The organism is Bosea sp. ANAM02 (assembly GCF_011764485.1).
GTDB lineage: Bacteria > Pseudomonadota > Alphaproteobacteria > Rhizobiales > Beijerinckiaceae > Allobosea.
This window is the reverse complement of the sequence record NZ_AP022848.1, coordinates 2,001,135-2,021,932: the sequence shown is the minus strand read 5'-3', so window position 1 is coordinate 2,021,932 and position 20,798 is coordinate 2,001,135. Positions and strand designations below refer to the sequence as shown.

At 67.7% G+C, this 20,798-nt stretch carries 17 protein-coding genes; 3 read left to right on the top strand and 14 right to left on the bottom strand.

Annotated features, from left to right (window positions below; all coding sequences use genetic code 11):
• Window positions 1-145 precede the first annotated feature (145 nt).
• Complete coding sequence (gene aidB, locus OCUBac02_RS09700) at window positions 146-967, top strand: AidB family quorum-quenching N-acyl homoserine lactonase (protein WP_173045238.1); 822 nt, start codon at window positions 146-148, stop codon at window positions 965-967.
• Window positions 968-973: 6 nt separating this feature from the next.
• On the opposite strand, the gene recN is transcribed toward aidB, so the two are convergent.
• The 8 genes from recN to OCUBac02_RS09660 form a co-directional block, all read right to left on the bottom strand.
• Complete coding sequence (gene recN / locus OCUBac02_RS09695) at window positions 974-2,656, bottom strand: DNA repair protein RecN (RefSeq protein WP_173045236.1); 1,683 nt, start codon at window positions 2,654-2,656, stop codon at window positions 974-976.
• Window positions 2,657-2,728: 72 nt separating this feature from the next.
• Complete coding sequence (locus tag OCUBac02_RS09690) at window positions 2,729-3,622, bottom strand: outer membrane protein assembly factor BamD (RefSeq protein ID WP_047578956.1); 894 nt, start codon at window positions 3,620-3,622, stop codon at window positions 2,729-2,731.
• 520 nt (window positions 3,623-4,142) lie between these two features.
• Window positions 4,143-5,090, bottom strand: a complete 948-nt coding sequence (gene lpxC / locus OCUBac02_RS09685) for a UDP-3-O-acyl-N-acetylglucosamine deacetylase (RefSeq protein ID WP_173045234.1) — start codon at window positions 5,088-5,090, stop codon at window positions 4,143-4,145.
• A gap of 304 nt (window positions 5,091-5,394) precedes the next feature.
• Entirely contained in the window at window positions 5,395-7,095 is a 1,701-nt protein-coding gene (gene ftsZ / locus OCUBac02_RS09680) for a cell division protein FtsZ (protein ID WP_173045232.1), read from the bottom strand.
• A 95-nt stretch (window positions 7,096-7,190) separates the two neighbouring features.
• On the bottom strand, window positions 7,191-8,486 hold the full coding sequence (gene ftsA / locus OCUBac02_RS09675) for a cell division protein FtsA (protein WP_173049472.1): 1,296 nt from the start codon (window positions 8,484-8,486) through the stop codon (window positions 7,191-7,193).
• Between the two features lie 32 nt (window positions 8,487-8,518).
• A complete protein-coding gene (locus OCUBac02_RS09670; protein WP_244639145.1) occupies window positions 8,519-9,481 on the bottom strand; it encodes a cell division protein FtsQ/DivIB in 963 nt (320 codons plus the stop codon).
• Window positions 9,482-9,486: 5 nt separating this feature from the next.
• Entirely contained in the window at window positions 9,487-10,401 is a 915-nt protein-coding gene (locus tag OCUBac02_RS09665) for a D-alanine--D-alanine ligase (RefSeq protein WP_047582422.1), read from the bottom strand.
• A gap of 290 nt (window positions 10,402-10,691) precedes the next feature.
• Entirely contained in the window at window positions 10,692-11,189 is a 498-nt protein-coding gene (locus OCUBac02_RS09660) for a MarR family winged helix-turn-helix transcriptional regulator (protein ID WP_047580704.1), read from the bottom strand.
• A 118-nt stretch (window positions 11,190-11,307) separates the two neighbouring features.
• On the opposite strand from OCUBac02_RS09660, the gene OCUBac02_RS09655 reads away from it, so the two are divergent.
• Window positions 11,308-12,195 carry an EamA family transporter gene (locus OCUBac02_RS09655; RefSeq protein ID WP_173045231.1) on the top strand — a complete coding sequence of 296 codons (888 nt, stop codon included), beginning with the start codon at window positions 11,308-11,310 and terminating at the stop codon, window positions 12,193-12,195.
• Here OCUBac02_RS09655 and murB read toward each other — a convergent pair.
• The 4 genes from murB to OCUBac02_RS09635 all read right to left on the bottom strand — a co-directional run bounded on the left by murB (window position 12,170) and on the right by OCUBac02_RS09635 (window position 17,079).
• Entirely contained in the window at window positions 12,170-13,096 is a 927-nt protein-coding gene (murB, locus tag OCUBac02_RS09650; RefSeq protein ID WP_047580706.1) for a UDP-N-acetylmuramate dehydrogenase, read from the bottom strand. The genes OCUBac02_RS09655 and murB overlap by 26 nt on opposite strands.
• 177 nt (window positions 13,097-13,273) lie before the next feature.
• The gene (gene murC, locus OCUBac02_RS09645; RefSeq protein WP_047580708.1) at window positions 13,274-14,680 is read right to left on the bottom strand and encodes a UDP-N-acetylmuramate--L-alanine ligase; all 1,407 of its coding nucleotides are present in this window, start codon (window positions 14,678-14,680) and stop codon (window positions 13,274-13,276) included.
• 178 nt (window positions 14,681-14,858) lie between these two features.
• Window positions 14,859-15,950, bottom strand: a complete 1,092-nt coding sequence (murG, locus tag OCUBac02_RS09640; RefSeq protein WP_173045229.1) for an undecaprenyldiphospho-muramoylpentapeptide beta-N-acetylglucosaminyltransferase — start codon at window positions 15,948-15,950, stop codon at window positions 14,859-14,861.
• 4 nt (window positions 15,951-15,954) lie between these two features.
• The gene (locus OCUBac02_RS09635; RefSeq protein ID WP_173045227.1) at window positions 15,955-17,079 is read right to left on the bottom strand and encodes an FtsW/RodA/SpoVE family cell cycle protein; all 1,125 of its coding nucleotides are present in this window, start codon (window positions 17,077-17,079) and stop codon (window positions 15,955-15,957) included.
• Window positions 17,080-17,504: 425 nt separating this feature from the next.
• Here OCUBac02_RS09635 and OCUBac02_RS09630 point away from each other — a divergent pair, with 425 nt between their 5' ends.
• Window positions 17,505-17,978 carry a VOC family protein gene (locus OCUBac02_RS09630; RefSeq protein ID WP_197933347.1) on the top strand — a complete coding sequence of 158 codons (474 nt, stop codon included), beginning with the start codon at window positions 17,505-17,507 and terminating at the stop codon, window positions 17,976-17,978.
• A 100-nt stretch (window positions 17,979-18,078) separates the two neighbouring features.
• On the opposite strand, the gene murD is transcribed toward OCUBac02_RS09630, so the two are convergent.
• Both murD and mraY read right to left on the bottom strand, forming a co-directional pair.
• Window positions 18,079-19,518, bottom strand: a complete 1,440-nt coding sequence (murD, locus tag OCUBac02_RS09625) for a UDP-N-acetylmuramoyl-L-alanine--D-glutamate ligase (RefSeq protein ID WP_173045223.1) — start codon at window positions 19,516-19,518, stop codon at window positions 18,079-18,081.
• A 188-nt stretch (window positions 19,519-19,706) separates the two neighbouring features.
• The gene (gene mraY, locus OCUBac02_RS09620) at window positions 19,707-20,789 is read right to left on the bottom strand and encodes a phospho-N-acetylmuramoyl-pentapeptide-transferase (RefSeq protein ID WP_173045221.1); all 1,083 of its coding nucleotides are present in this window, start codon (window positions 20,787-20,789) and stop codon (window positions 19,707-19,709) included.
• Between the last annotated feature and the right edge of the window lie 9 nt (window positions 20,790-20,798).

Sequence of the window (20,798 nt, the reverse complement as noted above, 5' to 3'; positions counted from 1 at the left end):
AAGCAAAGCGATACAAAAGGAAATGCGGCATTCCCGCGCCCCGCGCAGGGCTGAGCCGGGCCGGACGCGCCTTGCCGGAGAGGTGGCGGCGCCACTAGCTTCCCGGCTTCACTGAACGCGCATGATGCCGAAGCGGAGAACAGCCATGGTCCAGCAGTCCCGCCGCATCGGCGCCTATGAGATCTCGATCCTGCATGACGGCGTCTTCGAGGCACCGCTCGATGTCCTGATCCACGCCGATGGCGATGCCGCCCGCGATGAGGCCGTCGCACGCTGGGGCAAGCCCAAGATCAGCATCGTCGTCAACTGCTTCGCTCTGAAGGGCCCGGACGGCATAACCCTCATCGATGCCGGCACCGGCCCGTCCTGGGGCGCCGCGATGGGCCATGCGCCGGCCTCGATGGCAGCGGCAGGTATCGCAGCCGAGGATGTCGCCCGCGTCCTGATCACCCATCTCCACGGCGACCACGCGCTCGGCCTGTTCGACGGCGACAAACCGTTCTTTCCGAATGCGGAGATCGTCGTGCCCGAAGCCGATTTCGGCTTCTACGGCGACGAGGCCAATCGCGCGCGGGTGCCCGAGAAGAAGCACGGCGCCTTCGCCATCACAGCCACCTTGAAGAAGCTCTATGCCGGCCGTATCCGCGCCGTCCCAGCCGGCGAAGCCCATCCGGGCATTAGCCTGATCCCCCTGCCCGGCCACACCTTCGGCCATAGCGGTTACCTGATCGAGGGCGAAGGCGAGAGCCTGCTGCTCTGGGGCGATGCGCTGCATCTCTCCGATCTCCAGGCCTCCGACCCGGATATCGGCTTCGTCTATGATTTCGACGCCGCGACCGCGCTCGCCTCCCGCCGTAGCATCCTGGGGCGCGCCGCGCACGAGAGCTGGCTCGTCTCCGGCGGCCATGTCGAGGGCTTCGGGCGGGTCGTGAAGAAGGGCGCGGGCTACGAACTGATCGCGGCCTGAAGACCTTCAGCCGCGCAAGCCCGCCGCCTGCAGCAGGCGCCCGGCGGCTGCGCGCGCCTCCTCGGTGATCGAGGCGCCGGCCAGCATCCGCGCGATCTCCTCACGCCGCGCCTGGTCCTCCAGCGCCGTGACCCGCGTCACGGTGCGCGAGGCCTCGCCCTCCTCCGCCGACTTGGCGATCAGGAAATGCTGCCCGGCCTTGGCCGCGACCTGCGGCGCATGCGTCACCGAGATCACCTGAACGCGGCCCGCGAGCCGCGCCAATCGCTCGCCGATCGCATCGGCCACGGCGCCGCCGACGCCGGTATCGATCTCGTCGAAAACCAGGGTCGGGGCCGAGCCGCGCTCCGCCAGTACCACCTTGAGCGCCAGCATGAAGCGCGAGAGCTCGCCGCCGGACGCGACCTTCATCATCGGTCCCGGCCGCGTGCCCGGATTGGTCTCGACCCAGAACTCGACCTTGTCGAAACCCTCCGGCCCGCGCGCGCTCGCGTCGCTGTCGATCCGAGTGATGAAACGGGCGCGTTCCAGCTTCAGCGGCGGCAACTCGGCCTTCACGGCCGCATCGAGCCGCGCCGCTGCCGCCTGCCGCGCCTCGGACAAGGCCTGCGCCAGCCCGACGAAGGCCGTCTCCGCCTCGCTCAACTCCGCTTCGAGCCGCGACAGCGACGATTCGCTCTCGTCCAGCGCGGCGAGATCGTTCGCCATCGTCGCTGCCAGAACGGAGAGCCCGTCGACCGGCACGTCGTACTTGCGCCCCGCCGCCCTCAGCGCGAACAGCCGCTCCTCGATCCGCTCCTGCTCGCGCGGATCATATTCGGCGGCGCGCGTCGCGGCGGCCAGCGCCTCGCCGGCCTCTTCCAGCGCGACGATCGCGGTATTGAGCGCGGCGATCGAGGGATCGACCAGCTCCGGCGCCTGGCCAGCCCGGCGCTCCAGACGGCGCAGCACGGCAGCCAGCGTCGGCACGGCCGAGGATTGGCCGCCGACTGCCTCATAGGCTTCGTTGAGATCACGCGCGACCTTCTCGGCCTGCATCATGCCCTGGCGGGTGGCGGCGAGCGCATCCTCCTCCCCGGCCTGCGGCGCGAGCTTGCCAAGTTCTTCGACGGCATGGCGCAGGAAATCCGCTTCCTTGCGCGCGGCCTCGACGCGCAGGCGCTGCGACTGCAGGGCCTGCCGCGCCCGCTTCAACGTCTCGCTCGCACCGGCGACCGCCTCGGCCTGCGCCTCTAGCCCGCCGAAACCATCGAGGATCGTGCGGTGCTGCGCCGGATCGGTCAGGGCGCGGTCGTCATGCTGGCCGTGAATCTCGACGATCGCGGCGCCGACCATCCTGAGGATCTGCACCGAAACCGGCTGGTCGTTGATGAAGGCACGCGTGCGTCCGTCAGCATATTGCACGCGGCGCAGGATGAGATCGCCGTCGGTGTCGATCTCCTGCGCCTGCGCCAGCTTGCGGGCGGGATGCTGCATCGGCAGGTCGAAGACGGCGCTGACTTGGCCCTGCGCCTCGCCATGGCGCACGAGCGAGCCATCGCCGCGCCCGCCGAGCGCCAGCGCGAAGCCGTCGAGCAGGATCGACTTGCCGGCGCCGGTCTCGCCCGTCAGCACGCTCAGCCCCTCATGGAAGCCGAGATCGAGCCTGTCGATCAGGACGATGTCGCGAATCGAGAGCTGCGCCAGCATCGGCGCTCAACCCCATTCTCGGATCTGGCAGGATCGCCCGTGGCCCATCATGAAAAAGGGCGTCCTATGCCGTCAGAAGCGGTTGATCCCGATGATGCCGCCGACCGTGCGCGAGAAGCCCTGGAAGGCGCGGCTGATATAGGAACCGCGATCCTCGCGCGGCTCCAGGCCGCCGCTCTGCAGCAGGGTATAGGCATCCTTGTACCATGGGCTGTCCGGGAAATTGTGCCCGAGCACGGCCGCCGCCGTCTGCGCCTCGTTGGTGATGCCGAGCGCCATATAGGCCTCGGCCAGGCGCATCAGCGCCTCCTCGACATGGCGCGTGGTCTGGTACTTGATGATGACCTCGCGGAAGCGGTTCACCGCGCCGGTATAATTGCGCTTCTCCAGATAGAACCGCCCGACATTCATCTCCTTGCCGGCGAGCTGGTCGCGCGCCACCAGGAGCTTCTCCTTGGCGTCGAGCACGTATTCCGACTTGGGATAGGTGGCGATGAGCTGTTCCAGCGCCTGGATCGCCTGGGCCGTCCGCTCCTGGTCGCGGGTCGCGTCCGGGATCTGGTTGTAATACGACATCGCCAGGATGTACTGGGCATAGGCCGCGTCCGGGCTCGCCGGGTTCTGCGCGATGAAGCGCTTGGAGGCGGTGATCGCCTCTTCCCATTTGCTGGCCTGGAAATTGGTATAGGCCGTCATCAGCAGGCCCTTGCGGGCATAGGGCGAGAACGGCGCGGTCTTGTCGATATCCTCGAACTTCTTCGCGGCGCCTTCGCTGTCGCCGTTCTGCAGGCGGGCGAGGCCCTCGTTATAGAGCTTGTCCGCAGGGGTCGGCTCGGTCAGGTCCGGCTTGTAGACCTCGGGCTTGTCGAAGGGGTTGATGGAGGACAGGGTATCGCAGCCGCCGAGCAGCAAGGCGGCCCCCAGCGCGAGGGCGATGCCCTTGCGCGGCGCAGGACCGCGATGGATTGCCGGTAGGCTTTGCCGCGTCACGCTCACGTCGTCCGTCCTCTTTCGATCGTCCCTCAGGCATCGGACCGAAAAGTGGAAGTCACTCTTCGGGATAATCCGATGCTGAAACCAAGAACCGGATCGTCCGTTTGCGTCCGATAGGACGCAGGCGATCCAGCCTCCGGGAAGCATGCCTTACCTCAGACGCTTTCCCCGCGCCACTGCCGAAAACCGGTTATGACGTGATTCCGCATCGCTGCGGCATCTGGGACAAAAACCCGGCGATAGGAAGGCGGAGCCGCGTCTCGCTGTGGGTGAGAGTGTTGGACAAGGCCCGCAACCCTCATCCTGACACTATGCCTAGAAATTCGGCCCTCATCCTGAGGAGCCGCGAAGCGGCGTCTCGAAGGATGCTCGAGATGGTTCAAGAGCCTCCTGGAGCATCCTTCGAGACGCCATTCCCGACGGAATGGCTCATCAGGATGAAGGCTGGAGTTTCCAGTCAGGCTCTCGGGGCTGCGGTCTGCAAACGGCCTCGTCAGTGCAGATCCGGCGCGAAGGCGGCCGGAGCGACCGCAGCCATCTGCACGGCGCGCGGCGCCGCGAAGACCGGCTGGGATTCGACGATCGCGAAATTCGCGCGGTCGGCGAACAGCGCCTGGAGAATCTGCACATTCATCCGGTGGCCGCCGCAATAGGAGCGGAACTCGCCGATGATCGGATAGCCGGCGAGCGCGAGGTCGCCGATCGCGTCGAGCACCTTGTGGCGCACGAATTCGTCGCCGTAGCGCAGGCCCTCGGGATTGATGACCTTGTCCTCGCCGACCGCGACGGTGTTGTCGAGCGAGGCGCCCTGCGCGAAGCCCGCCTTCCAGAGCTGCTCGACATCGCGCATGAAGCCGAAGGTGCGGGCCTTCGAGATCTCGCTGGCATAGGCCTGCGCGTCGAGGTCGAAGATCTTGCGCTGGCGGCCGATCACGACGCTGTCGAAATCGATCTCGACATCGAGGCGGAAGCCCTGCTCGGCCGGGGCGAGCTCGGCGAAAGCGCGGCCCTGCTCGATGCGGACCGGCTGGAGGACCTTGAGATAGCGGCGCGGCGCGGCGAGCGTGGTCATGCCGGTCGCCTCGATGGCGGCGACGAACTCGCGGGCGCTGCCGTCCATGATCGGCATTTCCGGCCCGTCGATCTCGACCAGCACGTTGTCGAGGCCCATGCCGGCGCAGGCCGACATCAGGTGCTCGATCGTCGAGACAGAGGCCGGGCCACGGTCGCCGATCACGGTGCAGAGCTCGGTGGCGCTGACCTTGGTGTGCTTGGCGTGGATGAGCTGGGGCGGCATGCCCTCGATGCCCGTCCGCAGGAAGACGACGCCCGAATTGGCGCTGGAGGGCTTGAGGCAGATGCTAGCGGGAGCCCCGGAATGAACGCCGATTCCGGTCAGGGTCACGGCTGCCCGCAAGGTCGTCTGCCGATCGAAGGTCATTCGGTTATCCAATCCTGATCACCGGGTTCAGCCGGCTCTCCGCCAGGCGGAAGTGGCACGGTCCGGCGATGTCATTCCAAGGCCGCCACCGGAACGGACCCGGCGGCGCTGTCGTCTGATGCGCCGCAAGATAAGCTTTTGGAGCCGCCTCTCAAAATCACGCTTTCTTTCGCTGTGTTACAGCGCCGCCCAGACGGTTCGGATCCTTTAAACCGCTGAAAGATAAAAATTTTCTAACAATGGAAAACCCGCCGCGGAAGCACCGCGGCGGGTCTTGTTACAAAGCCGCGAGAGGCCTGCCTTCTCAGTTCGCCTGGCGGCGGAGGAAAGCCGGAATCTCGAGATGGTCGTCCTCGCTGGAGCGAGCAGGCGCGGCGCGGCCATGCGGGTCGAGCTGGCCCTGCGCCGGGCGCGAGGCCGGCTGCTGCTGCACCGGGCGGCGCATGTACTCGGCATGGGCGGCGCTCGGCGCGGCCGCCTGCGGCATCGGAGCCTGCGGCATCTGGCGGGCGGGTGCCGGGGCCGGAGCCATCTCGGCCTCGTCGTCCTTGCGGCCGCCGAAGCCGACCGAGGCGAGGCGCTGCATCAGCGACATGCGCTTCTGCTCGACGGCGCTCGGCGGCTGCGGCGCAGCCTGAGCGCCGCGATGGGCGTTGAGCTGGGCCTGGCCGGGAGCCGGCAGGTCCTCGACGCGCGGCATGCGGGTCGGGCGGACGACCGCACGCTCCGGCATCGGCGGGATGAAGCTCTCGTCGAGATTCAGGGTCGGCTCGGCATGGTGGACCGGCTCCGGCGCGGGAGCGGCCATCACCGGGCGCGGCTGCACCGGCTCGATGCGGATATCCTGCGCGACCTGGGCGATCGGGGCAGGCTCCGGCATCGGCGCGGGGGCGACGCGGGCCGTCTCGATCGCGGGCGGCGCGGCCGGGCGGGCGGTGGCGAGGGCGGCGTTGCTGCGCAGGCGGGCCTCGGCCTTCAGGCGCTCGGCCACCTGGGCGATGCGGGCCTCGGTGTCGTCGGTCTCGACCTGCGACGAGATCGGCTTGTCGATGCCGGTCGCGACCACGGAGACGCGCACGGTGCCTTCCAGCGATTCGTCGAAAGTGGCGCCGACGATGATGTTGGCCTCGGAATCGACCTCCTCGCGGATGCGGGTGGCGGCCTCGTCGACCTCGTAGAGCTTCATGTCGCGCCCGCCGGTGATCGAGATCAGCAGGCCGCGCGCGCCCTTCATCGAGACGTCGTCGAGCAGCGGGTTGTTGATCGCGGCCTGGGCCGCGGTCAGCGCGCGCTTCTCGCCCTGCGCCTCGCCGGTGCCCATCATCGCCTTGCCCATGCCGCGCATCACGGCGCGGACGTCGGCGAAGTCGAGGTTGATCAGGCCGGGACGGACCATCAGGTCGGTGATGCAGGCGACGCCCGAGTAGAGCACCTGGTCGGCCATGCCGAAGGCGTCGGCGAAGCCGGTGGTCTCGTTGGCGACGCGGAACAGGTTCTGGTTCGGGATCACGATCAGGGTGTCGACCGCCTCGTTCAGCTCGCCGATGCCGGCCTCCGCCATGCGCATGCGGCGCTGTCCCTCGAACTGGAACGGCTTGGTGACGACGCCGACGGTCAGGATGCCCATGTCGCGGGCGACGCGGGCGATCGCAGGGGCCGCGCCGGTGCCGGTGCCGCCGCCCATGCCGGCGGTGATGAAGACCATGTGGGCGCCCGCCAGATGGTCACGGATCTCGTCGATGACCTCTTCGGCCGCCGCGCGCCCGACTTCCGGCTGCGAGCCGGCGCCGAGACCCTCGGTGACCTGCAGGCCCATCTGGACGATGCGGGAGGCGCGCGACAGGGCGAGAGCCTGCGCGTCGGTGTTGGCGACGACGAAATCGACGCCGTCGAGGCCGGCCTCGATCATGTTGTTGACCGCATTGCCGCCGGCGCCGCCGACGCCGAACACCGTGATCCGGGGCTTCAGTTCCCGGATGTCCGGGGCTTGCAGATTCATCGCCATGGTTGCCTCTTTTGATCCCTTGTCCGGCGCCTGGCGGGAGCCGTCCCGATTGCTACGTTTGACGCCGTGGCTCGCCCTGGGGCGAGCCGTACTCACTAGAAACTGTCTTTCAGCCAACGCCCGACACGCGAGAAGTAGCCGTCCGTCCCGGTTGCGAAATGGCGCCCGCCCGCCGCGCGCGGCTCGAAATGCTCGACATGGGCCACCTGCGGATAGACCAGCAGGCCGACCGCCGCCGCGAAGGCCGGGCCCTTGCCCGCTTCCGGCAGGCCCTTGATCCCGAGCGGCCGTCCCGTGCGGACCTGGCCGCCGAGGATGCGCCGCGCCACTTCCGGCAGGCCGGTGAGTTGGCAGGCGCCGCCGGTGAGGACGACGCGCCGCCCGGCCTGGGCCGAGAAGCCGGCATTGTTCAGCCGGTCGCGCACCAGTTCGAGGATTTCCTCGACCCGCGGCTTGATGATCCTGACGAGATGCGACTTGGCGAGATGGTTCGGCATGTCGCGCTCGTCGTCGTCGACCTGCGGCACCGCGATCATGTCGCGCTCGTCTGAGGCGCTGGCGATGCAGGAGCCGTGCAGCGTCTTCAGCCGCTCGGCGGCCGAGACGCGGGTCGAGAGGCCGCGCGCCACGTCCATGGTGATATGGTTGCCGCCGACCGCGATCGCGTCGGCATGGACGAGATGCCCGCCCGAGAACACGCCGAGCGAGGTCGAGCCGCCGCCGAGATCGACGAGCACGACGCCCATCTCCGATTCGTCGTCGACGAGGACCGAGAGGCCTGACGCATAGGGGGTCGCGACCACCGCCTCGACCTCGAGATGGCAGCGCTCGACCGCGAGCATGACGTTGCGCGCGGCGGAAGCCTCGCTGGCGACGACATGCATGTCGACCGAGAGCTTGCCGCCGATCAGCCCGCGCGGATCCAGCACACCCGGCACGCCGTCCAGCGCATAGCCGGTCGGCAGGGCATGGAGCACGGCCTTGCCGGGTCGCAGGGCATGGGTCGCGGCGGTGGCGAGCACGCGCTTGACGTCGGCGTCGCCGACCGAGCCGGAGCGCAGGTCGACGCTGGCCGCGTAATGCTGCGAGCCGATGCGCCCGCCGGTCAGGTTGACGATGACCGACTGCACCTCGACCTTGGCCATGCGCTCGGCCGCGTCCACGGCCGCACGGATGGCGCGCTCGGCGCTTTCGAGATCGACGATCGCGCCGCCCTTCAGGCCGAGCGAGCGCTGGTGGCCGATGCCGATGATGCGGGCGACATGGGTGCGCCCGCGCAGCCGCTCGTTGGTCTCGGCCGGGCTGAGCTCGGCGATCAGGCAGACGACCTTGCTGGTGCCGATGTCGAGAATCGACAAGGTCGCGCTCTTGCGCGACGAAAGCGGACGCATGCGCGGGGTCAGACCCTGGGAGGTGACGTGGTTCACGCCTCGCCTCCCTTCTTCTTGGCCTTGCTCTTGAGCTGGTCGGCGCGGGCTGCGGCCGCTTCTTCGGTCAGGCGCATGGTCACCCGGTCGGGCTGGCGCAGGTCGATGGCGAGCACGTCCTTCTCGAGAATGCGGTAATCGCTCTCGAGCGAGACGAGGCGCTGCAGCGCAGCTTCCGGCTTGGTCTCGGGCAAGCGCACATCCATGCCGTTGTCGAGCTTCAGGTTCCAGCGGCGCCCGGAGACGAGCGTCGCCGCGCGGATGTGCTGGGCGAAGGCGCCGGCCTGATTGCGCAGCGCCAGATACTCGCCCGCGCGGTTATTGGCGTCCTTGCCGACGACGAGCGGGAGGTAGGCGAAGCGGCCATCGTCCATCTTGTCGATCACCGTGCCGTCGGCAGCGATCACGAAGAGCTCGCCCTTTACCTGCCAGAGCGCGTAGGGCTCGCGCTCGGTGAGCTGGATCGAGACCTCGCCCGGGTAGAGCTTGCGGACGGCGGCCTCGCGAATCAGCGGCGTCGCCTCGAGCTGCTTGCGGGCCTCGTCGGCGTCGAAGAACACCAGCGAGGTTTTGGCATCGATCCCGGCCGCGACCAGGACCTCCTGCTCGGACAGGCCCGAGAGGCCGGAAATGGTGACGCGATCGATGCCGAAGCCGAGCGCCCGCGCGAACATGTGGCGCGGCTCGCCGTAAGTGTCCTGCATGGCCTGCCAGTGGCCGCCGAGCACGAAGCCGCTGCCGAGGCTGAGCGTGAGAAAGCCGAGGGCCAGCCAGGTGCCGAGGCTCTGCGGCAGGCGCTGGGCCAGCGGCACGGCGATCGCGCTGCGGCGCGAGCGGCGCATCCAGCGGCCCTGGCGCTGCTCACCCACCAGAAGCTGGGGGCCGGCATGCGCGACCGGGAGCCGGGAGAGCGGCCGGGCAGGCGCGAATCGGGGCATGGCAACGGTCTTCGTCGTCATCGCTTTCACCGATCGAGGGAGGCGTCCTCCACCATCCATTTGACGAGCTCACCGAAATCCAGGCCCGCATGGGCAGCCAACTCGGGCACCAGGCTGGTTTCGGTCATACCGGGCTGCGTATTGACCTCCAGCCAGACGAGCGTGTCGCTCTCGTCGTGGTAGCGGAAGTCAGATCGGCTGACGCCCCGGCATCCGATTGCTTGATGCGCCGTTAACGCACACTCTTCGATCTGCTGGTAAATTTTCGGTAAAATTTGAGCCGGGCAGATGTGGATCGAGCCGCCTTTCGCGTACTTCGCGTCGTAGTCGTAAAACTCGCCGGTTGCGGCTTGTATTTCGGTCACACCGAGGCTGCGGTCGCCCATCACGGCACAGGTCAGTTCACGCCCGGCGATGAAGGTTTCGGCCAGCAGCATCTCGCCGCAAGGCCAGTCCGGCCGGGCGATTTCCTGGGGCGGATGCTCCCTGTCCTTCTTCACGATCACGACGCCGACGGAGGAGCCTTCGTCGATCGGCTTGAGCACGTAAGGCGGCGGCAGGGCATGCGTCTTGGCGGCGGCGAATCGCGAGACGTTGACGCCATGCGCGACCGGCACTCCGGCCGCCTTCACCACCGTCTTCGCCCGGTCCTTACGGATCGCCAGCGCCGAGGCCAGCACGCCGGAATGGCTGTAGGGAATGCGCAGGATCTCCAGCACGCCCTGGATCGTGCCGTCCTCGCCGAAGCGGCCATGCAGGGCATTGAATGCGACATCGGGCTTCAGCTTCGCCAGCACCTCGGCAACGTCGCGCTGCACGTCGACGCGGGTGACGCGATAGCCGACGCTCTCCAGCGCCCGCGCGCAGGCCGCGCCGCTGGCGAGGCTGACCTCGCGCTCGACGGACCAGCCGCCCATCAGCACTGCAACATGTCTGGTCATCGACGCTTCGCTCCTGCGATGCGTCCAACCTCGTTAAACATGGTTAACAGCGCGTTAACCAGGACGGGCCCGGCGTTAAGGGAGCTCTGGCAAGGCTTCGATGCGAAGCCCTGCAAACTCCATTGTCGATGGTCCCGAGTGCTTCGTGTTTTCAAGGAAACGCGGGTCATCCCGGCCGGAGCGAAGCGAAGAGCCGGGTTCCATGCCTGAACCTGAATGAGCAACCCTCAGGCATGAATCCCGGGTCAAGCCCGGTATGACGGTATGGATCACAGGAGAATCGGCAGCCGCTAGCCGATCTTCGCGAGCAGCCGCCTGAGCTCCGCCCGCTCCTCCCCCGAAAGCGCGCTCATCAGCCGCTCCTCGGCAGCGACATGGCCGACGACGATCCGGTCGGCCAGCGCGAAGCCGGCCTCGGTCAGCACGATCCGCAGCGCCCGGCGGTCGGCCGGATCGGCCTGCCGCTCGATCAGCCCGCGCTTCTGCAGGCGGTCGAGCCGGTTGGTCATCGCCGCGGTCGAAATCATCATGTCCTGCGCCAGCCCGGAGGGCGAAAGCGCCTGCCCCTTGCCCTGCCGGCGCAGGGTCAGGAGCACGTCGAAACCCGCGAAATCGAGATCGTCGCCGGCAAGATTGGCGGCAACGCCGTCGCGCACCCGGTCCGCCGCGCGCCAGAGATCGCCGCAGACCGCCATGACGCTCGTGTCGAGGTCCGGCCGCTCCCGCCGCCACTGCGCCAGGATCGAATCCATCGGCCCACCCTGAACCCCGACTCGCTCTTGACTCATTCCGGCTCCTTGCCAAGTAACTTCACGTCAGATAATTTGATATCGAATTATCTTTCATCAAACCAATCTAGCAGCCGCGCCGAAGCGAGCCAAGCGCGATGCGCGAGCGGAGACCGACATGCCGGTGAACCGGACCTTGCTGACCACGATCCTCGTGCCCTGCATCTGGGGCACGACCTACGTCATCTTCACCCAGACGCTGCCGGTCGATCATCCGCTCCTCGTCGGCGCGCTGCGGGCCCTGCCCGCCGGATTGCTTTTGATGGCGCTCGGCCCCGGCCTGCCGCCGCGCGACAAGCTCCTGCCATTGGCGGCGCTGGGCCTCGCCAATATCGGCATCTTCTTCGCCCTGCTTTTCGTCAGCGCAGCGCGCCTGCCCGGTGGCCTCGCCGCGACCGTCGGCTCGACCCAGCCTTTGATCGTCGGCCTGCTCGCCTGGCCCCTGCTCGGCCGGCGTCCGGGCCGCGGCCAGATCGTGGCCGCCCTCGCCGGCCTCGTCGGCGTCGCGCTCTTGGTGCTCGATCCGCATGCCAAGCCCGATACGCTCGGCATCATCGCCGGTCTCGCCAGCGCCGCCTCGATGGCGACGGGAACCGTACTGATCGAGCGCTGGGGCAAGATGGGCTCGCCGCTCGCGATCGCGGCCTGGCAGCTCACGCTCGGCGGACTGATCCTGCTGCCAGTCGCGCTCATCGTCGAAGGCGCGCCGCCGATGCCGAGCGCCCTGAACGGGATCGGCCTGACCTATCTCGTGCTGGTCGGCACGGCCCTGACCTACTGGCTCTGGATCAGGGGCATCACGACGCTCGGCGCCGGCGTCGCCTTCCTCGGGCTGCTCAGCCCGACCATGGCGACGATTCTGGGCGCCCTGCTGCTGGGCGAATGGCTGAGCCCGCTGCAGTTCCTGGGCATCGCGATCGTCTTAGGATCGACGATTGTCGGCATGATCCTATCACGCCGCCGCGCCTCGACGGTCGCCGCTACGCCGCAACCCCGAGCCGCTTGATCTCCCATTGGAGCTCGAAGCCGGAATTCTCCTTGACCCGGCGGCGGACCTCCTCGCCCAGCCCCTCGACATCGGCAGCCGTCGCACCGCCGGTGTTGATCAGGAAGTTGCAGTGCATCTCCGAGACCTGCGCTCCGCCGACGCGCAGGCCACGGCAGCCGGCAGCGTCGATCAATTTCCAGGCTTTGCCACCCTCGGGATTCTTGAAGGTCGAGCCGCCGGTGCGCTCCTTGATCGGCTGGGCCGCCTCGCGCGCCTGCGTCACCCGGTCCATCTCGGCGAGGATTTCGGCCTGATCGCCCGGCCGGCCCTGGAACAGCGCCGAGGTGAAGATGATGTCGCGGGTCGAGGCCGCGCTGTTGCGATAGGTGAAGCCCATCTCGGCATGGGAGAGGGTCACGATCTCGCCCTTGCGGGTGACGCCGCGTGCCGAGACCAGCACGTCGGTGGTCTCGCCGCCATGGGCGCCGGCATTCATGCGCAGCGCCCCGCCGATCGAGCCGGGAATGCCGCGATAGAAGGCCAATCCGTCGAGCGAGGCATCCGCGGCCGCCCGCGCCACCTTGACGTCCGGCACCGCCGTACCGGCACGCAGCCGGTCTCCACTCTCGACAGCGATCTCGCCGAAAGCCCTGCCGCCGAGCCGGACCACGACGCCGGGAATTCCGCCATCGCGCACGATCAGGTTGGAGCCGAGGCCGATCACCGTGACCGGAACGTCCTCCGGCAGCTTCGACAGGAGATAGGCGAGGTCCTCGTCATCGGCCGGCGTGAACAGGATCTGCGCCGGGCCGCCGACGCGGAACCAGGTCAGGCCCGAAAGCTCCTGATTGGCGAGAAGCCGGCCCCGCAGATCGGGAGCCGAGGCGCGGATGTCGGAGGAAAGGTCTGCGAAGGGCATGGCGTCGCTTTAGAACATGTTGATCGCGGACGGAAACGCTCGCCGGGTATAGCAGGCCGTCATTCTCGGGCGGAGCGCAGCGCAGACCCGAGAATCTCGGGCAGGATAAGGCACCTCTTTCGAGCAGAGATGCTCGGGTCAAGCCCGAGCATGACGGCGCGTTGTCGGAGAGACAGCTCACCCCTTCAACGCCGCCAGTTCCCCCGGCAGCGCGTAGGCCCATTGCGTGATGTTGCCGGCGCCGAGGCAGACGACGTAGTCGCCCGGCCCCGCCAGCTCCGCCACCATCCCGGCGAGTTTGTCGGAAGCTTCCAGCGGCAGCGCATGGCGATGGCCGCGGGCCTTGATGCCGGCGACCAGCGAATCGCGGTCGGCCCCGGCGATCGGCGCCTCGCCGGCCGCATAGGTATCGGCCACGATCACCGTGTCGGCATCGTTGAAGCAGGCGGCGAAATCGTCGAACAGGCTCGACAGGCGGGTGTAGCGATGCGGCTGCACGATCGCGATCACCTTGTTTCTGGTCGAGGCGCGCGCAGCCTTGAGCACGGCGGCGATCTCGACCGGATGGTGGCCGTAATCGTCGAAGATCAGCGCGCCGTTCCATTCGCCGGTCTTGGTGAAGCGGCGCTTGACACCGCCGAAGCCGGCCAGCGCCTCGCGGATGCGCTCGACCGGGATGCCGAGATCATAGGCGACGGCGATCGCGGCGGTCGCATTGAGCGCGTTGTGATGGCCCGGCATCGGCATCACGAGATCGCGGATCACCTCGTCGCGGCCGGTCTTGCGGTCGCGGATCAGGAGCGTGAACTTGGCCTGCCCGCCCGAGAGGTCGATGTCGATCAGGCGGAAATCGGCCTGGGGGTTCTCGCCATAGGTGACGACGCGGCGGTCGGTGATCTGGCCGACCAGCCCCTGCACCGTCGGATGGTCGATGCACATCACCGCGAAGCCGTAGAACGGCAGGTTCTCGACGAAGGAGCGGAAGGCCGCCTTGATCGCGTCGAACGTGCCGAAATGGTCGAGATGCTCGGGATCGATATTGGTGACGATCGCGACGTCGGCGGGCAGCTTCAGGAAGGTGCCGTCGGACTCGTCGGCCTCGACCACCATCCAGTCGCTCTCGCCCATGCGGGCATTGGTGCCATAGGCATTGATGATGCCGCCATTGATCACGGTCGGGTCGAGCCCGCCCTTCTCCAGCAGGGTCGCGACCAGCGAGGTCGTGGTCGTCTTGCCATGGGTGCCGGCGATCGCGACGCAGCTCTTCAGGCGCATCAATTCGGCCAGCATCTCGGCGCGACGCACCACCGGCAGGCGCTTTTCGCGGGCAGCGAGTAGCTCGGGATTGTCGCGCTTGATCGCGGTAGAGACCACGACGACCTCGGCCTCGCCGAGATTCTCCGCCTTGTGGCCGACGAAGGTGGTGATGCCCTTGTCGGCGAGGCGCTTGACGTTGGCGCCGTCGGACGCGTCCGAGCCCTGCACCTTGTAGCCGAGATTGTGCAGGACCTCGGCGATGCCGGACATGCCGATGCCGCCAATGCCGACGAAATGGATGGAGCCGAGCTTCGGCGGCAGCTTCATGGTGTCACGTCCTTGGTCTTCAACAATTCATATGGAACTACGCCGTCATCCCGGACGTAGCGAAGCGGAGATCCGGGATCCATTCCGGAGCTTGTCCGAGAGAGGTTCCGGAATGGATCCCGGGTCTCCCTGCGGTCGCCCGGGATGACGCCGCTTCTTTGATCCATCCCATACTCATTCACCGCCCGGCGGTTTCGATCACGAGATCGGCCAGGCGGTCGGCGGCGTCGGGGATGCCGGCGCTCTTCGCGTTTGCCGCCATCGTCGTCAAGTGCGCGGGCTGCGCGATCAGCTTGGACAATTCGGCAGCAAGATGGCGCGGCGTGAAGTCGGGCTGGAGGATGCGGGTCGCGCCGCCCACCCCTTCGAGGAAGGCCGCGTTCGCCGCCTGATCCTGGTCGAGCGAGCCCGGCAGCGGCACCAGCAGCGCCGGCCGGCCGATCACGGTGAGTTCCGCGACCGTCGAGGCACCGGAGCGCGCGATGACGAGCTGCGCCGCTGCCATCTGCGCCGGCAGGTCCTTGAAGAAGGGAGCGACCGTCGCCTGGATGCCGAGCGTCTCATAGATGCCGCGCACGCGCGCGTCGTCCTCGGCACGGGCCTGCTGGACGATGCTCAGGCGCGCCCGCTCGGCCCCGGTCAGGAGCTCGATCGCCGGCGGCACGATATCGGCCATGATGCGCGCGCCCTGGCTGCCGCCGAAGACGAGGAGCCTGATCCTGCCCTCGCCCGGCCCTTCATAGTCGTGGCCCGACGCCTCGATCACGGCGGGGCGCACGGGATTGCCGACATGGCGGCACTTGGCCTGCTGCGCCTCGGTGAGCCCGCCGACCTTGGCGAAGCCGGTCGCGATCACGTCGGCGCGGCCGGCGAGAAAGCGGTTGGCCCGGCCGATCACGGCGTTCTGCTCGTGGATCAGGGTCTTCACCCCCGCAAGCGAGGCGCCCAGCACCGGCGGCACCGTCGGATAGCCGCCGAAGCCGACGACGACGGCGGGCTTCACCTGCCCGATGATCCGCCGCGCCGCGAAGGTGCCCTTGGCGATGGCGAAGAGCGCCTTGGCCTTCTGCAGGGGCGAGCGGCCGGACGGCGTCGCCGCCGGCACCGCATGCACCGCCTCGGCCGGGAAACTGCCGGCGAACTCGGCGGCGCGCGTATCGGTCATCAGCACGACGCGCATGCCCTTGGCATGGAGCGCATGGCTCAAGGCCTCGGCCGGGAAGAGATGGCCGCCGGTTCCCCCGGCCGCCAGCATGACCAGCTTGCCCATCGGCTCAGCGCCCGAAATCGGTGGAGCGTGGCCGCCGCCGCGTCAGCGCCAGCAGGAATCCCGTTCCGACCGCGAGCGAGAGCAGCGAGGAGCCGCCATAGGAGATGAACGGCAGCGTCATGCCCTTGGCCGGCATCATGTGCAGGTTGACCATCATGTTGATCGCCGCCTGGATGCCGAAGAGCAGGGCCAGGCCCGTGACGGCCAGGCGGATGAACGGATCCTCCGACTTCTGCGCCACGAACAGCGCCCGGATCACGATGATCGCGAAGAGCGCGACCAGCAGCATGCAGACCACGATGCCGAACTCCTCGGCCGTGACCGCGAAGATGAAGTCGGTATGGGCGTCGGGCAGGATGCGCTTCACCGTGCCCTCGCCCGGGCCTTTGCCGAGCCAGCCGCCCTGCGCGAAGCTCTCCAGCGCCGTATCGACCTGGAACGAGTCGCCCGAGCCCTTGTCCATGAAGCGCTCGATGCGGGCCCGGACGTGCGGCACGAGTTCATAGGCGACGAAGATGCCGACGGCGCCGACGCCGCCGAGCCCGATCACCCAGAACCAGTGCAGGCCGGCAACGAAGAACAGGCCGCACCAGACCAGGCTGACCAGCATGGTCTGGCCGAAATCGGGTTGCAGCACGAGCGGCACGATGGTGATCGGCAGGAGCAGCAACGCCAGGATCGTGCCCGGCAGGTCCGGCCGGCGCGTTCCCTCGGCGAAGGCCCAGGCGGCCATCACCACGAAGGCGGGCTTCAGGAATTCGGAGGGCTGCACCGAGCCGAGCGGCCCGAGCGTCAGCCAACGCTTGGCGCCTTTCACCTCGACGCCGAAATAGAGCGTCGCCACCACCATCACGAGCGAGCCGAAATAGATCAGCAGCGCAGCGCGCCGGACCTGGCGCGGCGTCATCAAGGAAACGCCGAGGAAGATCACCATCGCGCCGGCGAGATAGGCCGCCTGCCGGTTGACGAAATGGAAGGTCGAGAGGCCGAGCCGCTCGGCCACCGGCGGCCCGCCCGCCATCAGCAGCACGACGCCCGAGACCATCAGGGCGACGAGTGCGGTCAGGATGAAGCGATCGATCGACCACCACCAGCGGCCGCTGAGAGAAGGTTCCGCGCGCGAGACCATGACTTGGCTCCATCGATCGGCATTTCGCCAGCTAAGGCGAGCCCTCATCCTGAGGAGCGATCCGCTGGATCGCGTCTCGAAGGATGCTCCGGAACGCTCCGGAGACATCTGGAGCATCCTTCGAGACGCAAGCTTCGCCTGCTCCTCAGGATGAGGGCTCGGTGGCGGAGATCGGTAGACCTCGCCGACGAATCACTCTGTCAATGAATGGTTAACCGATTGATTCCGATGCGCCGGATCGGCAGCGCCGGAGCATCGCGATCCACAGCGGCGTAGGGCTCGTCACGACTTGGATGCCCCTCTCGCCTCAAATCGGACTCGTGCCGCCGATCAGATGAAGGGGCGGCTCCTGACACGCATTGACGTGTCGATGACGGGAGTTGCATCCCGCACCCGTTTCGACAGCGAAAGGACTGACGATGGCCATCGCCAGGAACACGATCTGCCTGTGGTACGACAAGGATGCCGAGGCCGCCGCCCGCTTCTATGCCGAGATATTTCCCGACAGCGCGGTGAGCGAGGTCTTCCACGCGCCGACCGATTTCCCGTCCGGCAAGGCCGGCGAGGTGCTGACCGTGACGTTCACGGTGCTCGGCATCCCCTGCCTCGGCCTCAATGGCGGACCGATGTTCAAGCAGACGGAGGCCTTCTCCTTCCAGATCGCCACCGAGGATCAGGAGGAGACGGATCGCTACTGGAACGCCATCGTCGGCAATGGCGGGCAGGAAAGCGCCTGTGGCTGGTGCAAGGATAGATGGGGCGTCTCCTGGCAGATCACGCCACGCGTGTTGACCGAAGCCCTCGCTGCCGGCGGCGACGAGGGAAGGCGCGCCTTCACCGCCATGCTGGATATGGGCAAGATCGACGTCGCCGCGATCGAGGCGGCGCGGCGCGGCTGAGACGCAGAGCCGTTACGGATTCGCAGCGGTTTTCGCACCACCCTTGTCATTCCGGGGCTTCGCGGAGCGAAGAACCCGGAATGACAAGGTCGCGCAGTAGCTACCCCTGCCGCCTGCCACCAAAAGGCTCGAAGCCCGGCAATTCCGCGACCAGTTTGCGGAACGCGTCGCCGCGCACCTCGAAATTCGGGAACTGGTCGAACGAGGCGCAGGCCGGCGAGAGCAGCACCGCGATCTCGCCCTCGCCCGGCGCCGCCTGCGCGTCGCGCGTGGCATCCGCCACCGCCTTGTCGAGCGTGACGCTGCGCTCGTAGGCGACGCGCCCGTCATCGTCGAAGGTCGCGGCGAAGAGATCGCTGGCCGCGCCGATCAGATAGGCACGGGCGATGTTCGGGAAATAGCGGCGGAGTGACTCGATGCCGCCCTCCTTGGCCTTGCCGCCGAGGATCCAGAAGATGCCGTGGAAAGAGGTCAGCGCCTTCTCGGTCGAGTCGGCATTGGTCGCCTTTGAATCGTTGATGAAGACGACGCGGCCGATCCGCCCGAGTTCCTCCATCCGATGCGCCAGGCCCGGATAGGTCTTGAAACCCGCCGCGATCTCGTCGGCGGTGAGGCCTAGCGCCGAGCAGGCGGCGAGGGCCGCCGCCGCGTTCTGCGCATTATGCGAGCCGCGCAAGCTACCGATCCCGGCAAGGTTGGCGACGACGCGCGGCTTGCCGTCCTTCACTTCGACGATGCGCGTATCGAGCCGGCCCTGATTGGCGGTGACGCCGGCGAAGACGCCCTCGTCGAGCGGCTGCTCGCCGCTGATCCTGACCAGCGGGCGGCCTCCGGCGGCGCGACGACGCGCCATCTGCTTCGAGGCGTCGTCGTCGACGCCGACGACCGCGATATCGGCCGCCGCGACCAGCCGCTCCTTGATCGCCGCATAATTCTCCAGCGAGCCGTGCCGGTCGAGATGATCCGGCGTCAGGTTCATCTGGATGCCGACAGTGGGCGCAAGCGAGGGCGCGAGATCGATCTGGTAGCTCGAGCACTCGATGACATGGATGCGGTTCGCAGAGGGCGGCTCCAGCGCCAGCACGGCGGTGCCGATATTGCCGCCCATCTGCACGTCGCGGCCGGCTTCCTTCAGCACATGCGAGATCAGTGCGGTCGTGGTCGATTTGCCGTTGGTGCCGGTGATGCAGACGACCGGGGAGCCCGGCGCGACCTTGGCCCTTTCGAGGAAGAACAGTTCGACATCGCCGATGATCGCGACGCCGGCAGCCTTGGCCTTGCCGACGGTCCAATGCGGCTCGGGATGGGTCAGCGGCACGCCGGGCGAGAGCACGAAGGCCGCGAAACCGGACCAGTCGGTATTCGCCAGATCGGCGACGGCGATGCCCTCGGCAGCAGCCTTCTCGCGGCTCCTCTCGTTGTCGTCCCAGGCCGCGACCTCCGCGCCGCCCGCCTTGAGCGCGCGCGCCGTCGCAAGCCCCGAGCCGCCGAGGCCGAACAGGGCGACCTTGCGCCCGGCGAAAACGGTGACCGGTGTCATCGAACTCCCCCGTCATTCCGGGGCAAGCGCGCAGCGCTTGAGCCCGGAACCCAGAACCGATGCGGCATGTCCACAAGGCACCTGGCTCCGACCGCCTCTCCGACGAACGGCATCGGTTCTGGGTTCCGGGCTCGGGCCTGCGGCCCGCCCCGGAATGACGTGGTGGTTCGGGTGGCCAAAGGCATCGCTCAGCGCAGCTTCAGCGTGGCGAGGCCGACCAGCGCCAGAACGACCGAGATGATCCAGAAGCGGATCACGACCTGCGGCTCGGTCCAGCCCAGCTTCTCGAAATGGTGGTGGATCGGCGCCATCAGGAAGACGCGCTTGCCCGTGCGCTTGAACACGAAGACCTGGATGATCACCGAGAGCGCCTCGACCACGAACAGCCCGCCGACGATGGCGAGCACGATCTCGTGCTTGGTCGCGACCGCGATGGTGCCGAGCAGGCCGCCGAGGCCGAGCGAGCCGGTATCGCCCATGAAGATCTGGGCCGGCGGCGCGTTGAACCAGAGGAAGCCGAGACCGGCGCCGATGACCGCGCCGCAGATCACCGCGAGCTCGCCCGCGCCGGGGATGTGATGAATCTGCAGGTAGTTGGCGAAGATCGCGTTGCCGACGAGATAGGAGATGAAGCCGAAGGTGCCGGCCGCGATCATCACAGGCACGATGGCGAGGCCGTCCAGACCGTCGGTCAGGTTCACCGAATTGCCGGCGCCGACCACGACGAAGGCGGTGACCAGCGGGAACAGGATGCCGAGCGGGATGATCGCTTCCTTGAGGAAGGGCATCGCGAAGCCGGATCCGATCGCCGGCGGCTGCGTCTGCATGATGAAATAGCAGGCGATCAGCGCGACCACGACCTCGATCGAAATGCGCGCCTTGCCCGAGAAGCCCTTGTGCGACTGCTTGGTGACCTTGAGATAGTCGTCATAGAAGCCGATCGCGCCATAGGCCGCGGTGACGCCCAGCACGATCCAGACATAGGGGTTGCGCAGGTTGCCCCAGAGCAGCACCGCGACGAACAACCCGGTCAGGATCATCAGCCCGCCCATGGTCGGCGTACCGCGCTTGGCGAGATGCGATTCCGGCCCGTCGGTACGGATCGGCTGACCCTTGCCCTGCTTGATCCGCAGCCAGGAAATCGCCGAGGGCCCGAAGAAGAAGACGAAGAGCAGCGCCGTCGCGGTCGCCCCGCCTGCGCGGAAGGTGATGTAGCGGAAGACGTTCAGCACCGGGAAGGTGCCGGCGAAGTCGGCGAGCCAGACGAGCATGCTGCTTGG

Coding starts and splice junctions, on each gene's coding strand:
- OCUBac02_RS09670 (WP_244639145.1), bottom strand. CDS start 9,481: ATGACGACGAAGACCGTTGCCATGCCCCGATTCGCGCCTGCCCGGCCG.
- murD (WP_173045223.1), bottom strand. CDS start 19,518: ATGACACCGGTCACCGTTTTCGCCGGGCGCAAGGTCGCCCTGTTCGGC.
- mraY (WP_173045221.1), bottom strand. CDS start 20,789: ATGCTCGTCTGGCTCGCCGACTTCGCCGGCACCTTCCCGGTGCTGAAC.
- aidB (WP_173045238.1), top strand. CDS start 146: ATGGTCCAGCAGTCCCGCCGCATCGGCGCCTATGAGATCTCGATCCTG.
- murG (WP_173045229.1), bottom strand. CDS start 15,950: ATGGGCAAGCTGGTCATGCTGGCGGCCGGGGGAACCGGCGGCCATCTC.
- OCUBac02_RS09655 (WP_173045231.1), top strand. CDS start 11,308: ATGCCGGTGAACCGGACCTTGCTGACCACGATCCTCGTGCCCTGCATC.
- recN (WP_173045236.1), bottom strand. CDS start 2,656: ATGCTGGCGCAGCTCTCGATTCGCGACATCGTCCTGATCGACAGGCTC.
- OCUBac02_RS09665 (WP_047582422.1), bottom strand. CDS start 10,401: ATGACCAGACATGTTGCAGTGCTGATGGGCGGCTGGTCCGTCGAGCGC.
- OCUBac02_RS09635 (WP_173045227.1), bottom strand. CDS start 17,079: ATGGTCTCGCGCGCGGAACCTTCTCTCAGCGGCCGCTGGTGGTGGTCG.
- murC (WP_047580708.1), bottom strand. CDS start 14,680: ATGAAGCTGCCGCCGAAGCTCGGCTCCATCCATTTCGTCGGCATTGGC.
- lpxC (WP_173045234.1), bottom strand. CDS start 5,090: ATGACCTTCGATCGGCAGACGACCTTGCGGGCAGCCGTGACCCTGACC.
- ftsZ (WP_173045232.1), bottom strand. CDS start 7,095: ATGGCGATGAATCTGCAAGCCCCGGACATCCGGGAACTGAAGCCCCGG.
- OCUBac02_RS09660 (WP_047580704.1), bottom strand. CDS start 11,189: ATGAGTCAAGAGCGAGTCGGGGTTCAGGGTGGGCCGATGGATTCGATC.
- ftsA (WP_173049472.1), bottom strand. CDS start 8,486: ATGCGTCCGCTTTCGTCGCGCAAGAGCGCGACCTTGTCGATTCTCGAC.
- murB (WP_047580706.1), bottom strand. CDS start 13,096: ATGCCCTTCGCAGACCTTTCCTCCGACATCCGCGCCTCGGCTCCCGAT.